The organism is Bradyrhizobium sp. USDA 241 (assembly GCF_049739505.1).
GTDB lineage: Bacteria > Pseudomonadota > Alphaproteobacteria > Rhizobiales > Xanthobacteraceae > Bradyrhizobium > Bradyrhizobium liaoningense.
This window is the reverse complement of the sequence record NZ_JBMGPZ010000005.1, coordinates 2,422,656-2,437,401: the sequence shown is the minus strand read 5'-3', so window position 1 is coordinate 2,437,401 and position 14,746 is coordinate 2,422,656. Positions and strand designations below refer to the sequence as shown.

General features: G+C 62.9%; 11 protein-coding genes, 1 tRNA gene and 4 pseudogenes. 8 read left to right on the top strand and 8 right to left on the bottom strand.

Annotation, left to right across the window (positions count from 1 at the left end):
- Positions 1 to 11: 11 nt before the first annotated feature.
- Positions 12 to 371: pseudogene (locus ABIF91_RS33580) on the bottom strand (transposase); the annotation flags it as partial.
- Positions 372 to 445: 74 nt separating this feature from the next.
- Here ABIF91_RS33580 and ABIF91_RS33575 point away from each other — a divergent pair.
- A protein-coding gene (locus ABIF91_RS33575; RefSeq protein WP_086023025.1) for an IS3-like element ISRj2 family transposase occupies positions 446 to 1,575 on the top strand; the annotation gives its coding sequence in 2 pieces (ribosomal slippage) (positions 446 to 698 and positions 698 to 1,575; 1,131 coding nt in all).
- A gap of 148 nt (positions 1,576 to 1,723) precedes the next feature.
- Here ABIF91_RS33575 and ABIF91_RS33570 read toward each other — a convergent pair.
- Positions 1,724 to 2,647, bottom strand: a pseudogene (locus ABIF91_RS33570) (IS256 family transposase); the annotation flags it as partial.
- Between the two features lie 96 nt (positions 2,648 to 2,743).
- Here ABIF91_RS33570 and ABIF91_RS33565 point away from each other — a divergent pair.
- The 3 genes and pseudogenes from ABIF91_RS33565 to ABIF91_RS33555 all read left to right on the top strand — a co-directional run.
- A pseudogene (locus tag ABIF91_RS33565) lies at positions 2,744 to 3,517 on the top strand (IS1380-like element ISBdi2 family transposase); the annotation flags it as partial.
- A 176-nt stretch (positions 3,518 to 3,693) separates the two neighbouring features.
- Entirely contained in the window at positions 3,694 to 3,927 is a 234-nt protein-coding gene (locus ABIF91_RS33560) for a hypothetical protein (protein ID WP_424579630.1), read from the top strand.
- Positions 3,924 to 4,994: a tyrosine-type recombinase/integrase gene (locus ABIF91_RS33555; protein ID WP_028182277.1), complete on the top strand. Its 1,071-nt coding sequence runs from the start codon at positions 3,924 to 3,926 to the stop codon at positions 4,992 to 4,994. The genes ABIF91_RS33560 and ABIF91_RS33555 overlap by 4 nt, the downstream gene beginning before the upstream one ends.
- Positions 4,995 to 5,061: 67 nt before the next feature.
- Here ABIF91_RS33555 and ABIF91_RS33550 read toward each other — a convergent pair.
- Positions 5,062 to 5,137 (bottom strand) — tRNA-Trp (locus tag ABIF91_RS33550).
- A 142-nt stretch (positions 5,138 to 5,279) separates the two neighbouring features.
- Here ABIF91_RS33550 and ABIF91_RS33545 point away from each other — a divergent pair.
- Positions 5,280 to 6,515: a serine hydrolase domain-containing protein gene (locus tag ABIF91_RS33545; RefSeq protein WP_028182276.1), complete on the top strand. Its 1,236-nt coding sequence runs from the start codon at positions 5,280 to 5,282 to the stop codon at positions 6,513 to 6,515.
- Between the two features lie 109 nt (positions 6,516 to 6,624).
- Here ABIF91_RS33545 and ABIF91_RS33540 read toward each other — a convergent pair whose 3' ends face one another.
- Together ABIF91_RS33540 and ABIF91_RS33535 are read right to left on the bottom strand one after the other, a co-directional pair.
- Positions 6,625 to 7,392, bottom strand: a complete 768-nt coding sequence (locus ABIF91_RS33540; protein WP_035678577.1) for an SDR family NAD(P)-dependent oxidoreductase — start codon at positions 7,390 to 7,392, stop codon at positions 6,625 to 6,627.
- Positions 7,393 to 7,458: 66 nt separating this feature from the next.
- On the bottom strand, positions 7,459 to 8,157 hold the full coding sequence (locus tag ABIF91_RS33535) for a histidine phosphatase family protein (protein ID WP_284279912.1): 699 nt from the start codon (positions 8,155 to 8,157) through the stop codon (positions 7,459 to 7,461).
- A gap of 135 nt (positions 8,158 to 8,292) precedes the next feature.
- Here ABIF91_RS33535 and ABIF91_RS33530 point away from each other — a divergent pair, with 135 nt between their 5' ends.
- Both ABIF91_RS33530 and ABIF91_RS33525 read left to right on the top strand, forming a co-directional pair.
- On the top strand, positions 8,293 to 9,084 hold the full coding sequence (locus ABIF91_RS33530) for an SDR family NAD(P)-dependent oxidoreductase (RefSeq protein WP_424579629.1): 792 nt from the start codon (positions 8,293 to 8,295) through the stop codon (positions 9,082 to 9,084).
- Between the two features lie 56 nt (positions 9,085 to 9,140).
- Positions 9,141 to 10,407, top strand: a pseudogene (locus tag ABIF91_RS33525) (IS256 family transposase).
- A gap of 135 nt (positions 10,408 to 10,542) precedes the next feature.
- Here ABIF91_RS33525 and ABIF91_RS33520 read toward each other — a convergent pair.
- Positions 10,543 to 11,484: an IS110 family transposase gene (locus tag ABIF91_RS33520; RefSeq protein ID WP_424579628.1), complete on the bottom strand. Its 942-nt coding sequence runs from the start codon at positions 11,482 to 11,484 to the stop codon at positions 10,543 to 10,545.
- Positions 11,485 to 11,716: 232 nt separating this feature from the next.
- Here ABIF91_RS33520 and ABIF91_RS33515 point away from each other — a divergent pair, with 232 nt between their 5' ends.
- Positions 11,717 to 12,013 (top strand): GIY-YIG nuclease family protein, encoded by a 297-nt coding sequence (locus ABIF91_RS33515; RefSeq protein ID WP_028181111.1) that lies wholly within the window; start codon positions 11,717 to 11,719, stop codon positions 12,011 to 12,013.
- Between the two features lie 112 nt (positions 12,014 to 12,125).
- On the opposite strand, the gene ABIF91_RS33510 is transcribed toward ABIF91_RS33515, so the two are convergent.
- Both ABIF91_RS33510 and ABIF91_RS33505 read right to left on the bottom strand, forming a co-directional pair.
- Positions 12,126 to 13,184 (bottom strand): phosphotransferase family protein, encoded by a 1,059-nt coding sequence (locus tag ABIF91_RS33510; RefSeq protein ID WP_028181112.1) that lies wholly within the window; start codon positions 13,182 to 13,184, stop codon positions 12,126 to 12,128.
- Between the two features lie 140 nt (positions 13,185 to 13,324).
- Positions 13,325 to 14,560: an acyl-CoA dehydrogenase family protein gene (locus ABIF91_RS33505; protein ID WP_424579627.1), complete on the bottom strand. Its 1,236-nt coding sequence runs from the start codon at positions 14,558 to 14,560 to the stop codon at positions 13,325 to 13,327.
- Positions 14,561 to 14,746 lie beyond the last annotated feature (186 nt).

The following is a 14,746-nucleotide window of genomic DNA, read 5'->3' as shown; positions in this document are numbered from 1 at the left end:
TGACGAGGCGATCAGGCGGCGTGGTTTTCCGGCACTTGGATGACCTCGATGCCGTTTTCGAATCTGACACCTGCGCTGACCTTCGGCAACTGATTTGTGCCTTTCAGCCGCCGCCAGGTCTTTGATGCGGCGCAGAGCAGCTTGAACACCATCAACTTGGCAGTCGTTGACGATAACGAACCTTTCGTGCGCACCGTTCTGTGCCGGACCGTCGCGAACACGCTTTCGATGGGATTCGTCGTCCGCAAGTGGTCCCAATGCTCGGCGGGGAATTCGTAGAACGCAAGCATTGCGTCGCGATCTTTCGTCAGGCACTCGACCGCCTTGTCGTACTTCGCTCCGTATTTCTCGGCAAAGAGAGCTGGCCCCGCAAATTCGGACAGTAGCTTGAGTGGATTTTCTGCCTGACAGCGGCGAGGATTCTTGCTGCGAATCAGGAGCGAAGATGACGAAGAAGAGCCGCCGGACGCATTCTCCGGCATTCAAGGCGAAGGTTGCTTTGGCTGCGGTCAAAGGCGACAAGACACTGGCGGAGCTGGCGCAACTGTTTGATGTTCATCCGAACCAGATCACGATCTGGAAAAACCAGCTCCTGGAAGGCGCCGCCGGCGTGTTTGGGCATGACAAGACATCGGCCGAGACGCCGGTCGATTTGAAGGCGTTACATGCCAAGATCGGCGAGCTGGCGTTGGAAAACGATTTTTTGTCCGGCGCGCTCACCAAGGCGGGCCTGCTGAGCGCAAAGCGATGATCGACCGCGGTCATGATCTTTCTATCGTGCGCCAGGCGAAGGTCCTGAAGCTGGCTCGCAGCACGGTCTACTATGAACCTCGGCCAGTTTCGGCCGAGGACCTTGCCTTGATGCGTCGGCTCGATGAGCTGCATCTCGATTATCCCTTCGCGGGAGCGCGTATGCTGCGATCGTTGCTGCGGCGGGAGGGCGTATACGCCGGTCGCCGCCACATCGCGACGCTGATGAAGCGCATGGGGATCGAGGCGGTCTATCGTCGCCCGAACACGAGCAAGCCGGCTCCGGGTCACAAGATCTACCCGTACCTGTTGCGCGGATTGAAGATCGAGCGGCCCGACCATGCGTGGGCAATGGACATCACCTACATTCCGATGCGGCGTGGCTTCGTCTATCTCGCGGCGGTCGTCGATGTGTTCAGCCGACGGGTCCTGGCCCATCGCGTCTCGATCACAATGGAGGCGGCCTTCTGCGTCGAAGCGGTCCAGGAGGCGTTGGCGAAGCACGGCAGGCCCGAGATTTTCAACACGGATCAGGGCAGCCAGTTCACCAGCCTCGAGTTCACCGATGTGCTGCTGGACGCGAAGATCGCCATCAGCATGGACGGCAAGGGCGCCTGGCGCGACAACGTGTTTGTCGAGCGGCTCTGGCGCACGGTCAAATACGAAGAAGTATATCTCCGCGCCTACGACAGCGTGTCCGAGGCGCGAGCGTCAATTGCCAAGTATCTGGCCTTCTACAATCAGGGACGCCCTCACTCGAGCCTTGACGGGCGCACGCCCGACGAGGCTTACTTCGGCACGCAAGCTATGGTGATGGCCGCATGACCGTCGCCGACGGTTTTGTCGTCGCTCTGGTCGGGCTACGCCCTCCCGACGCAACGACAAAACCGTAAAGCCCCGCGTTCAGCATAACCCGGCAGGAATCCACTTAAATCCAGCGGGGCGCTGTCCAAACAACCGGGGCCAGCTCTAAGACATCGATCGCCACTTCGGCCGAAGCTCGGTTGGACGCCAAATAGACCTCGCGCAGATCCTTCTTCATGCTGGCCTGTACCGACACTGCGACTTTGTTCAAGATATTCGCGGTTTTGTGCACCCAGCACCGCTGATGTCGCGTGGCGGGAAAGACCTCGTCGAGCGCCTTCCAGAAGCCGAGCGCGCCGTCACCGACGGCGATTTCCGGGGCGATCTTCAGCCCTCGGGTTTTCGCCTCGACGAGCAGTTCGTGCCAGCTCTGCGTGCTCTCGCGCACGCCGACCTGGAAGCCGATGAGTTCCTTCTTGCCTTCCGGCGTCGCGCCGATCAGCACCAGCATGCATTCGCTGTGGTCTTCCATGCGAGCCTGCAGGAAGACGCCGTCCGCCCACACGTATACGTACCGGCGCGCCGACAGATCGCGCTTCTGCCAACGCTCGTACTCGAGCTGCCACTCCGTCGTCAGTCTGGAAACCACCGCCGGAGAAAGATTCGGCGCATCCTTGCCCAAGAGCGCCGCCAGCGCCTCCTGGAAGTCGCCCGTCGAGATGCCTCGCAGGTACAGAACCGGCAAAAGTGCATCCAAGCTCTTCGTGCGCCGTGCCCACAACGGCAGGATCGCCGAGGTGAAGCGGATCCGCTCGCCATCGCTGGTCACCGCGCGATCGCGAATCTTTACCCGGGCGACTTCGACGGCGCCGATCCCCGTCTGGATCGTCCGCACTGGACCATGGCCGTGTCGCACGAGGCGGTCGCGGCCATCGGGAAGCTTCAAGCCCTTCATCGCGGCGAGAAACGCCTCGGCTTCCATCTCGACAGCCTGCGCAAGCAGCTGCCGAGCTCCAGATCGCAAAATATTCGTCAGTGGATCGTCGATCTCATCGGGCTGACGCAGTGGGACAATGTTGCTATGCTCGTTCATGGCGTATCGCTCTCCTTGAGGTTCTGGCAGGCTCGACACCCGCCTCGATACGCCGCCTATCTCATTCCGTCATCACCCAGTTTCCCGCATAGCTCGAGCCGGCCCGTGGCCGTCGTGCTGCGGCCCGGCAAGACGCCGGGCGGCGTCGAGGTGCGTGCCCATCTGCGCCGCCTGGTACGGCATATCCGGACGCGATGGCACAACACGCAAATTACGTTCCGTGGCGACGGGCACTATGCCCGGCCGGAGGCAATGGCGTGGTGCGAGACCAACGGCATCGACTACATCTTCGGTCTGTCCGGCACCAAGCCTCTCGCCAGAAAAGTCGACGAGGTCGCCGACGACATCCGCACGCGACGCGCCATCGAGAACCTGCCGGTTCTGCGTGGCTATACCGAGACGCGCCACAAGGCAAAGTCCTGGGATCGCGAACGGCGCACTGTCGCCCGTATTGAGGCGACGATGCTCGGCCTCGACATCCGCTTCGTCGTCACCAGCCTCGATGTCGGCTCGGCCGAGTGGATCTACGACAGCCTGTATTGCGCGCGCGGCCAAGCCGAGAATCTGATCAAGCTGCATAAGACGCAGCTCGCCTCCGATCGCACCAGCTGCCGTTCGGCGCTCGCCAACCAGGTCCGTCTCGTGCTCCATACGGCCGCTTATTGGCTGATGCTGACCGTGCGCGACGCCATTCCCAAAGCCCGGGAATTGGCCGCTGCCGAGTTCGCGACGCTGCGTCTTCGGCTCTTGAAAATCGCCGCCCGTGTCGTCGAGACCACGAGCCGCATTCGCCTTGCGTTTGCCGCGGCATGTCCCGAAGCCGACCTGATCTGCGGCTTGCCCGGCGCGCTGCTGCCGCTCGGTCCTTGACCGGCGGGGCGTCCGCCCCCGTTCGCCCAACCCATCCCTCAAGCGCGTTGCAAAGTACCGGTCGTCAGGCGGCGAAAAGCCGAAGGCAATCCTGTGCGCCTCGTCAGACAAGATGTGCGGCCGCATCAATCGGGCCCAAAAGCCGCACTCTCACGAATAGGACGGGCTAGATGTCTATGGCAACATTGCAGATCAACGTTGTCCCGCGGCGCATGCTGACCAAGGCGGAGGCAGCGCATCACTGCGGCCGTTCGGTGCGGCGGTTCGAAATCGAATGCCCTTCCTCACCGGTGGAATTCCCGAATGGCGATCGCCGGTGGGACGTGCAAGACCTCGACCGTTGGCTCGATAGCCTTAAGGCGGGCCACGCGGATCATGATGCCGACTCCATAGTAGGAAAACTGGCGTGACCAGCATCCGGGTGAAGGGTTTCAAGATATTCCGGGACCGTCATGGGAAGTGGCGCTGCTATCATCGAAAGTCCGGCACCGCCATTGACCTGACAAAGCACGATCTCGGCTCGGCCGAGTTCTTCGCTGAAGTGGCGCGCATCGGCGCGCTGACAACGGCCGCGGCGGTAAAGCCCGGCACGCTAGGTTTGTTGATCCAGGAGTATCGGAAGCACGCGGCATTCGCGGACCTGGCACCGCGAACCCGGTCCGACTATGCAATCAACTTCGACTATTTGAAGCCGATAGCCGATACACCGCTTGTGAAGTTCACCAAGCCGCTGGTGGTCCGGATCCGGGATAAGGCGGCGACGACGCGCGGTCGCAAGTTCGCCAACGACCTGAAGGCTCGGCTGTCCACGCTGTTCAATTGGGGAGCTGAGCGCGGCTACCTGAGTGGCAATCCGGCAGCTGGCATCAAAGACATTCGCCGTAAGAAAGATCAGCCGGACGCGAACCGGCCCTGGGCCGACGAGGAGCAGCACGCGGTGCTCGCGGAGGTGCCGGCGCACATGAAGCCGGCGATCGGGCTGATGATGTTTACGGCGTTGGGCCCGAAAGACGCCCTCACCCTGCCCCGCAACTTCTACCGCGATGGTGAGATCGCGACCAACCGCTCAAAGACCGGAGAGCCAGTGTTCTGGCCATGCCCCGAGCCGCTGGCCGCGATCCTAGACGCCGCCCCAGCGCACAGCGCGGTGACGCTGGTGGCGAATTCCAGGGGGCTGCCCTGGACGCTAAGCGGCTTCCGCGCATCGTGGAGGCCGGTGCGGCTGCAACTTGAGAAACGCGGTGCCGTCGGACCCGACCTGACGCTGTACGGCCTCCGGAAGACGGTGGCCGTGATCCTGAGGGAGATTGGCTATGACGAGCGCACCATCGCGGACGCGCTTGGCCAGAAGACCGTCGAGATGGCGAGGCACTACGCGAAGGGCGCCGACCTCAAGCCGAAGATGCGCGGCGTGGTGCGAGCCTTCGAGGACGAGTTGAACAAGCGGCGAACGAAAACTGTCAAACCGGGCGATTGAAAGTGTCAAACCATCTGGAACTGGAAGATAGGCAAAACGAAATGGCTAGCAGTACCAGACTCTTAGCTGGCAGGAGTGGCAGGGCTCGAACCTGCGACCCCCGGTTTTGGAGACCGGTGCTCTACCAATTGAGCTACACTCCTACGAACCCGCGTCACCGCGGATCAGGAGCGCTTTCAAGCACAAGGGACGGCCGGTTTGCAAGGGTGAACCCAGCTTCGCTTGTTTATGCCGGGGCTTCTGGGCCACAGTTCGTTCACGAAACAAAAACAACCGGGAGTGCCCATGACTGCGACAGCGACCGCCACAGCCGCCCCACAGGCCACGACCGCGCTCCAGACCCCGCCCGTGCCGGAAGCCCGCCCCGAGACGCTCGGGCTGTCGCGTTCCCTTCTCCAGGCCATGTCGGACGCATTCAAGCGCGAGATCGACAAGGGAACCGTTCCCGGCGTCACCGTGCTGGTGGCCCGGCGCGGCCAGATCGGCTGGTTTGAGGCGCTCGGCAAGCAAGGCCCGACGGGCGACGCAGCGATGGCGCGCGATTCGATCTTCCGCATCTTCTCGATGACCAAGCCGATCGTCTCGGTCGGCATCATGGCGCTGGTCGAGGATGGCCAGCTCCTGCTCGGTGACGCCGTCGCAAAATTCATCCCGGAATTTGCGAGCCAGAAGGTCGGCGTCGTCAAGGACGGCAAGTTGGAGTTGGTGCCCCCGACACGGCCCATGACGGTGCAGGACCTGCTCCGCCACACCTCTGGCCTCACCTACGAGCACCAGGGCGACGGCCCCGTGCACAAGCTCTACCAGGAATCGCGCGTCCGCAGCCGCAAGATCAGCAACGCCGAGCACGCCGCGCTGGTGGCGAGCTTTCCGCTGGTCTGCCAGCCCGGTGCCGAGTTCAACTACAGCCGCTCCACCGACATCCTCGGCCGCATCATCGAGGTCGTCAGCGGCAAGACGCTCGGCACCTTCCTCACGGAGCGCATGCTCGCGCCGCTCCAGATGGCCGAGACCGGCTTCTCCACATCCGAGGCCAATGCCGGCCGGCTCGCCGAGCCGTTCGCGGCCGATCCCTGGACCGGCGACAAGGTCGCGCTGTTCAACATGCTCGAGCAGCCGGTGATGGAGTCCGGCGGCGGCGGCCTGGTGTCGACCACGATGGACTATGCGCGCTTCTGCCTGATGCTACGCAACGGCGGCACGCTCGACGGCAACAGGGTCATCGGCCGCAAGACGCTGGAGCTGATGGCCGCCGATCACCTCGGGCCAGGCGTTGCAATCAACGGCACCCTGCTCTCGCCTGGCCACGGCTTTGGCCTCGGCTTCGCCGTGCGCAAGGTGGCTGGCATCGCGCCCTTCCCCGGCAGCGTCGGCCAGTACTTCTGGAGCGGCATCGCCGGCACGTTCTTCTGGATCGATCCGAAGGAGGATCTGTTCGCGGTGTTCATGAGCCAGGGCCCCGGACAGCGCGACTACACGCGGACCTTGGTGCGGGATCTGGTTTACGCGGCGGTGGAGTGACCGCTGGTTGAATCGAATGATCGGGCGGCGAACTCGGTGCTCCCTCTCCCGCTTGCGGGAGAGGGAGCGCATTGCTCTTCGCGGCCACACCTCGACCTGATCTCACACCTCAACTGATCGTCGCGCCGCCGTCGATCACCATGGTCTGGCCGGTCATGAAGTCGCCGGCCTTCGAGCCCAGGAACACCGCCGCGCCGGCGATCTCGTCAGGGATGCCGATGCGCAGCAGCGGCGAGCGCGAGGTCGAGGCTTTCAAATTCTCCGGATTGTCCCACAGCGCCTTGGCGAAATCGGTCTTGATCAGGCCGGGGGCGATGCAGTTTACGCGGATGTTGTGCGCGCCGTATTCGCAGGCGAGGTTGCGCGCGAGCTGCATGTCGGCGGCCTTGGAAATCGCGTAGGCACCTAGGATGGTCGAGCCCTTGAGGCCGCCGATCGAGGAGACGATGATGATCGAGCCGTCCTTGCGCTCGACCATCTGCGGCACCACCATCGAGATCAGCCAGTTGTTGGCGACGATGTTGTTGTCGAGGATCTTCCTGAACTGATCGTCGGAGATGCCGGCGAGTGGACCGTAATACGGGTTCGAAGCGGCGTTGCAGACCAGCACGTCGATCTTGCCGAAGGCGCGGTTGCTCTCGTCGACGAGGTTTTGCAGATTCTCCTTCGACGAGATGTTGGCGGCGACCGCGACCGCGGTGCCCTTGCCGAACTTGTCGTTGATCCCCTTGGCGACCTGCTCGCAGACGTCGGCCTTGCGCGAGGAGATCACCACCTTGGCGCCGTGCTCGGCCATGCGCTCGGCGATCGCAAGCCCGATGCCGCGCGTCGATCCCGTGATGACGGCGACTTTCCCCTTCATGTCGAACAAGGTCATGTGTCTCTCCCTGAGTACGATTTGATTGGCCCGAAACTCATGTCGCTCGCGCGAGCGACAGCCGCTTCAGGCGAGCTTCTTGACTTCCGGCCCCGCCGGCTGGTGCATCGCTGCGTGCGCAGCATCCGCAATCCACGGCTGCTGGTTCACCATCGGTAGCCGCCAGACGGTGCGCTCGGGACTTGCAAAATAGTCCAACCGCGTCACCGAGCAATTGTCGATGTCGAACGACAGCCCCCGCTCCGGCTGGCCGTCGAGCGCGAGTCCCAGCGCCGCCTTGATCGTGCCGCCATGCGCGACTGCGATGATGTCCTGCCCTCCCGCCTCATTGGTGATCCGCTCGATGGTGCGGCGCGTGCGGTTGTAGAGGTCCATGAAGCTCTCGCCGCCGGGCGCGGGCTCGTTGACGTCGGCGAACCAGCTGGCGCCGACGGGGCGGCTCGCGATGAACTGGGCCCTGTTCATGCCCTGCCAGCGGCCGAGGTTCTGCTCGGCGAGGTCCGCCTCCCGCTTCATCGACGCGGGCCTTGGGAAGCCGGCCGCCCAGATCGCCTCGGCGGTCTGGTGGGTGCGCATCAGATTGCTCGAATACCAGACCGCCGTGCGTGGCAGCACCTTGGCAACGGCATTGAACACATAGGTATAGCTGGTATCGCAGGCGATGTCGGACTGTCCGTAGATGTTGCCGCCGTCATTGCGCACCGGCGCGTGACGGACCCACCACCATCGCGTGACGACCACATTTGGCTTGTCTGCACCTGCCATCGAAACCCTTCCATCCCGTTTGATGTCGCTGTACGTGAGTAGCGAACGTGTCTCAAGACACTTTACCGTTTGAAATCTTGTTTGAAATTCCGCCGCGCGGCAAGCGCCACGCGGGGCACCACAAGGGAGAAACGCATGGGCCGCCTGCAAGGCAAATCCGTCATCATCACCGGCGCCGGCAGCGGCATCGGTCGCGCGGCTGCGCTGCTGTTCACCAAGGAAGGGGCCAAGCTGATCGCAGTCGATCGCACCGAGGCCGTGAAGGAGACCGTCGAGGAGGTGAAGAAGGCCGGCGGCATCGCGGAAGCCATGATCGCGGATGCCGGCTCCGAAAAGGACGTCATCGCCGTGATCGACAAGGCGGTGAAGGCGCATGGCCGGCTCGACGTGATCTGGGCCAATGCCGGCATCTCCGGCGGGCTCGTTCCGCTCGCCGAGCAGACGGTGGAGCATTGGCAGGAGATCCTGCGCATCAACCTGATCGGGCCGTTCCTCGCGGTGAAATACGCGATGCCGCACATGGTCAAGCAACAGTCCGGCGCGATCGTGCTGACCGCCTCCGTCGCAGGCCTCAAGGCCGGCGCCAGCGGCCATCCCTATGCCGCCAGCAAGGCCGGCGTGATCAGCCTGGTGCAGACCACGGCCTATTCGCTCACCGGCACCGGCGTTCGCATCAACGCGGTCTGCCCTGGCCTGATCGAGACCGGCATGACCAAGCCGATTTTCGACCGCGCCAAGGAGCGCGGCACCCAGGACAAGATCGGCCAGCTCAATCCGCTCAAGCGGCCCGGCCAGCCGCACGAGCTCGCCGCGATGGGACTGTTCCTGGCAAGTGACGAGGCGTCGTATGTCAACGGCCAGGCGTTCCCGGTGGACGGAGGCCTCACCGAGCTATGCGGGAAACTGGGTGATGACGGAATGAGATAGGCGGCGTATCGAGGCGGGTGTCGAGCCTGCCAGAACCTCAAGGAGAGCGATACGCCATGAACGAGCATAGCAACATTGTCCCACTGCGTCAGCCCGATGAGATCGACGATCCACTGACGAATATTTTGCGATCTGGAGCTCGGCAGCTGCTTGCGCAGGCTGTCGAGATGGAAGCCGAGGCGTTTCTCGCCGCGATGAAGGGCTTGAAGCTTCCCGATGGCCGCGACCGCCTCGTGCGACGGCCATGGTCCAGTGCGGACGATCCAGACGGGGATCGGCGCCGTCGAAGTCGCCCGGGTAAAGATTCGCGATCGCGCGGTGACCAGCGATGGCGAGCGGATCCGCTTCACCTCGGCGATCCTGCCGTTGTGGGCACGGCGCACGAAGAGCTTGGATGCACTTTTGCCGGTTCTGTACCTGCGAGGCATCTCGACGGGCGACTTCCAGGAGGCGCTGGCGGCGCTCTTGGGCAAGGATGCGCCGAATCTTTCTCCGGCGGTGGTTTCCAGACTGACGACGGAGTGGCAGCTCGAGTACGAGCGTTGGCAGAAGCGCGATCTGTCGGCGCGCCGGTACGTATACGTGTGGGCGGACGGCGTCTTCCTGCAGGCTCGCATGGAAGACCACAGCGAATGCATGCTGGTGCTGATCGGCGCGACGCCGGAAGGCAAGAAGGAACTCATCGGCTTCCAGGTCGGCGTGCGCGAGAGCACGCAGAGCTGGCACGAACTGCTCGTCGAGGCGAAAACCCGAGGGCTGAAGATCGCCCCGGAAATCGCCGTCGGTGACGGCGCGCTCGGCTTCTGGAAGGCGCTCGACGAGGTCTTTCCCGCCACGCGACATCAGCGGTGCTGGGTGCACAAAACCGCGAATATCTTGAACAAAGTCGCAGTGTCGGTACAGGCCAGCATGAAGAAGGACCTGCGCGAGGTCTATTTGGCGTCCAACCGAGCTTCGGCCGAAGTGGCGATCGATGTCTTTGCCGAGAAATACGGAGCGAAGTACGACAAGGCGGTCGAGTGCCTGACGAAAGATCGCGACGCAATGCTTGCGTTCTACGAATTCCCCGCCGAGCATTGGGACCACTTGCGGACGACGAATCCCATCGAAAGCGTGTTCGCGACGGTCCGGCACAGAACGGTGCGCACGAAAGGTTCGTTATCGTCAACGACTGCCAAGTTGATGGTGTTCAAGCTGCTCTGCGCCGCATCAAAGACCTGGCGGCGGCTGAAAGGCACAAATCAGTTGCCGAAGGTCGTCGCAGGTGTCAGATTCGAAAACGGCATCGAGGTCATCCAAGTGCCGGAAAACCACGCCGCCTGATCGCCTCGTCACCCAAAATCCCGCATAGCTCGCCTCACCGCCTCGATGCCGTATACGGGCAAGCCGGTTTAATTGAGATCCCGTGTCCCGGACGCGCTGCAGCGTTCTTACGCTGCTGCGCAGAGCCGGCAACTGTTATGTTGGGTTGGTCTGCAGGTATGGCTTCCTATCGCGCATCATGGCGTTGAGGACGGTCAACATCTTCCTGGCGACAGCGATGAGGGCGAGCTTGGCTGGTTTTCCGGCCTGTCGCAGTCGGGCGTAGAAGGACTTGAACGGCTCGGCTCGGCGAACCGCGTTCAGCGCAGCCATGTAGAGGGCATCGCGAACGCGCTTTCGGCCGCCGGCGATCTTGCGCTTGCCACGGAAGGCGCCGCTGTCGACGTTGAAGGGAGCCAGGCCTGCCAGCGCCGCCACCTGTTTCGGTCCGACCTTCCCGAGTTCAGGCATCTGCGTGATGAGTTGCATGCAGGCCACGGGGCCCACGCCGGGCAGTGAGCGCATCAACTGCGCATCATCCGAGATCTCCGGCTCAGTCTTGATCAGCACCTTGATGTCAGCCTCGATCTGGACGATCTCGCTGTCGAGGACCTCGATGAGACGGCCGATCCGATCGGCGATGGCGCGGTCGTCGGCCTCGCTGCGCCGGTTCTTCTCCTGGGCGCGCATGAGAACCAGTTGATCCCGCCGTTTTGCAAGCCTGGCCAAGGCGTTGCGGGCCGGGTTGGCGGCCGGCTCGGTGGCCGGCTGCATGGCCTGCGCAAAGGTGGCCAGCATCCGCGCGTCAATCGGGTCGATTTTGGCGAGTTGGCCGCTGGCGCGCGCAAAGTCGCGGGCTCGGGCCGGGTTGATCCGGGCGAAGCGGATGCCGGCCTGGCTTAGCGCCTCGCGAAGCGCGAGGTCGTACACCCCCGTCGCCTCGAAGACCACCAGCACATCGCATCGCCAACGCGCCACGATCTGTGTAATGGCCTGCGTCGCGTTGGCGATGCGCTCCGGCACGCCTAAGCCGGCATCGAAGATATCGAGATATTGTTTAGAGACGTCGATTCCGACGCAACGAGCGGGTATAATCACGGTGCCTGTCCCTGTGATGCGAGGTCTGTTGCTGCAGCCTCGTGCAACTGTTCAGGTTGATAGATGGAACGGGCGGGAGACCGAGCCGGCTCACGGCGTCAAGCGCCAAGGACCCAACGGCTTCCCGCCCACCTCATCTTGACAGACTTCCAAGACACAGGGACCCAGAATGCTTGGCGAAGGCATCGAACCATGCAACTCTTGAGCGCATCTTCGCCAAGATTGCACGACCGTGCCTTACTTCGTATACATCCTTGCAAGCAGACGAAACGGTACTCTCTACATCGGCGTTACGAACGACCTCGTCCGCCGAATTGGCGAGCACAAAGCCAAGGTCATCCCCGGCTTCGCGCGGCAGTATGACGTGACACTGTTCGTCTATTTCGAAGCGTTTGAGTCGGTACTCGAAGCACGCTCACGCGAACATTCGTTAAAGCGCTGGCGACGTGCGTGGAAGCTCAAGCTGATCGAAGAGCTCAATCCGGATTGGCGCGATCTCATGGATGAGCTGCAATCCTTAGCAAACTAGCTGGGTCCCGGCTCTGCGGAGCAGCACTTCGTGCTGCACCGCGTCCGGGACACGAGAGGCGAGCGTTCAGATACAAGAGAGGCCGCGGCCATCGGCTGCGTCTCTGGCGTCCCTACACCGCGCCCGCCTTCTGCGCGTAGTCCCATGAGGCCTTCGACAGGGGCACCGTGCGCTTGGCTGACTCCAGCGCCTTGGCATTCGCCGCGGTGCCGTCGCGAACGCGGCCAGCGATGCCCTGGGTGATGCCGGCGAGACGGAACAGATTGTACGAGAAGTACCAGTTGAGATCGGGCACCGTCATCTTCGTGACGTTGCAGTAGATTTGTGCCGCCTCATCCAGGGTCGGGATGTTGAGCGCCTTGAGGTCGGCACCCTCGAGGCCCGGCATGATCCACTGCATCAACAGATAGGTGAAGTCGGCCATGGGATCGCCGAGCGTCGACAGCTCCCAGTCCAGCACCGCCTGCACGCGCGGTTCCGTCGCGTGGAAGATCATGTTGTCGAGGCGATAATCACCATGGACGACCGAGACGCGCGCCTGCTCCGGCACTGTCCGCGGCAGCCATTCGGCGACCTTCTCGAACTCGGGAATGTGCTGCGTCTCGGAGGCGCGATATTGCTTGGTCCAACGGTCGATCTGGCGCGCGAAATAGTTGCCGGGCTTGCCGAAATCGGCGAGGCCGATCGTAACAGGATCGAACATGTGGAGCTTCGCCAGCGTCTCGATCTTGCTGGTGAAAATCTTGCGCCGGTCGTCCGGCGCCTGGCTCGGCAGCGTCGGATCCCAGAACACGCGACCCTCCTCCATCGACATGATGTAGAAGGCGGCGCCAATGACGCTGTCGTCCTGGCACAACGCATAGGCACGCGCGACCGGAAAGCCCTGTTTGCCGAGCGCCGCGATCACGCGATACTCGCGATCGACCGCATGCGCCGACGGCAGCAGTTTGCCGAACGGCTTTCTGCGCATCACGTAGGAGCGGTTCGGCGTGTTGAGGCGATAGGTCGGGTTGGATTGGCCGCCCTTGAACTGGAGCACGACCAGCGGCCCCTCGAAACCTTCGACGTTCTCGCGCATCCAGGCTTCCAGGCGCAGCTCGTCGAAACGATGCCGCTCCTCGACCGGCTTGGTGCCCGAGAACTCCTCGTCTTTCCTGACGCCGTCAGCCACGGTGACGCTCCCTCTTCAGTCCTGACCATCAAAGGTCGAGCATGATCCTAATCGGTAACCGCTGACGCACTTGCGTCAAGCGGTCACCGTATCATGCCCTATCGCTTCTTCAGATCGGGAGCGCCTCCCGGCCCTCCCTCTCAATGATTGGGAGAGTTTGCATACTTCCGAACCTCGAGCCTGGCAATGGCGCGATTGTGCACCTCGTCGGGACCGTCGGCGAGACGGAGCGTGCGGATGTGGGCGTAGTCCTTGGCAAGGCCGGCCTCGTCCGACACGCCGGCGCCGCCAAACGCCTGGATCGCCTCGTCGATGATCTTCAGCGCCATGTTGGGCGCGGCGACCTTGATCATGGCGATCTCGGCCTGCGCGGTCTTGTTGCCGACCTTGTCCATCATGTCGGCGGCCTTGAGGCACAGAAGACGGGTCATCTCGATGTTGGTGCGGGCTTCGCCGATGCGCTGCTCCCACACCGAATGCTCGACGATCTTCTTGCCGAAGGCGGTGCGCGAGGTGAGCCGCTTCACCATCTTCTCCAGCGCCTCCTCGGCCTTGCCGATGGTGCGCATGCAGTGATGGATGCGGCCGGGGCCGAGACGGCCCTGCGCGATCTCGAAGCCGCGCCCCTCGCCGAGCAGGATGTTCTCCTTCGGCACGCGCACGTTCTCGAGCAGCACCTGGGCATGGCCGTGCGGCGCATCGTCGAAGCCGAACACCGGCAGCATCTTCTCGACCTTGATGCCGGGGGTGTCGAGCGGAACCAGGATCTGCGACTGCTGCTGGTGCTTGGCCGCCTTGAAATCGGTCTTGCCCATCAGGATCGCGATCTTGCAGCGGGGATCGCCGACGCCGGACGACCACCATTTGCGGCCGTTGATGACGTAGTGATCGCCGTCCCGCTCGATGCGGGTCTCGATGTTGGTGGCGTCAGACGAGGCGACCGCAGGTTCCGTCATCAGGAAAGCCGAGCGGATCTCGCCGTCCATCAGCGGACGCAGCCATTTGCGCTTCTGCTCCTTGGTGCCGTAGCGCATGAACACTTCCATGTTGCCGGTATCAGGCGCGGAGCAGTTGAACATCTCGGAGGCCCAGGTGACGCGACCCATCTCTTCGGACAAGAGCGCGTATTCGAGATTGGTCAATCCCGCACCGCGGAATTCATCATCTTCATGCTCGTTCGGCGGCATGAACATGTTCCAGAGGCCTTCGGCCTTCGCCTTCTTCTTGAGGTCTTCCAGGATCGGGATGACCTTCCAGCGGTCGCCGCTCTTGTCCTGCTGGTCGTAGATCGGCACCGCCGGGCGCACGTGCTTGGCCATGAAGGACCGTACGCGATCGAGCCATTCCTTCTGCTTGGTGGACAGATCAAAATCCATGGGACGCTCCTCGTTTTCTCTCTCGCAAACCCTTTTGCGCCGGACTGTCCTCCCGCGGCGCGCGGCCCGCAAGCGCGAATGCGCGAAGCTGCGAGGCGCACCGGAACCCACCGCAGTTGCGAACGAGTCCCGATTGCGGATTGACTTTTCCCGGCCTTCAAACGATAGTTTCATACAACTGTTTGA

Bases quoted from the DNA above. Each gene is read 5' to 3' on its own strand.
- ABIF91_RS33530 (WP_424579629.1), top strand. From the start codon at position 8,293: ATGGGCCGCCTGCAAGGCAAATCCGTCATCATCACCGGCGCCGGCAGC.
- ABIF91_RS33540 (WP_035678577.1), bottom strand. From the start codon at position 7,392: ATGACCTTGTTCGACATGAAGGGGAAAGTCGCCGTCATCACGGGATCG.
- ABIF91_RS33545 (WP_028182276.1), top strand. From the start codon at position 5,280: ATGACTGCGACAGCGACCGCCACAGCCGCCCCACAGGCCACGACCGCG.
- ABIF91_RS33560 (WP_424579630.1), top strand. From the start codon at position 3,694: ATGGCAACATTGCAGATCAACGTTGTCCCGCGGCGCATGCTGACCAAG.
- ABIF91_RS33535 (WP_284279912.1), bottom strand. From the start codon at position 8,157: ATGGCAGGTGCAGACAAGCCAAATGTGGTCGTCACGCGATGGTGGTGG.
- ABIF91_RS33505 (WP_424579627.1), bottom strand. From the start codon at position 14,560: ATGGATTTTGATCTGTCCACCAAGCAGAAGGAATGGCTCGATCGCGTA.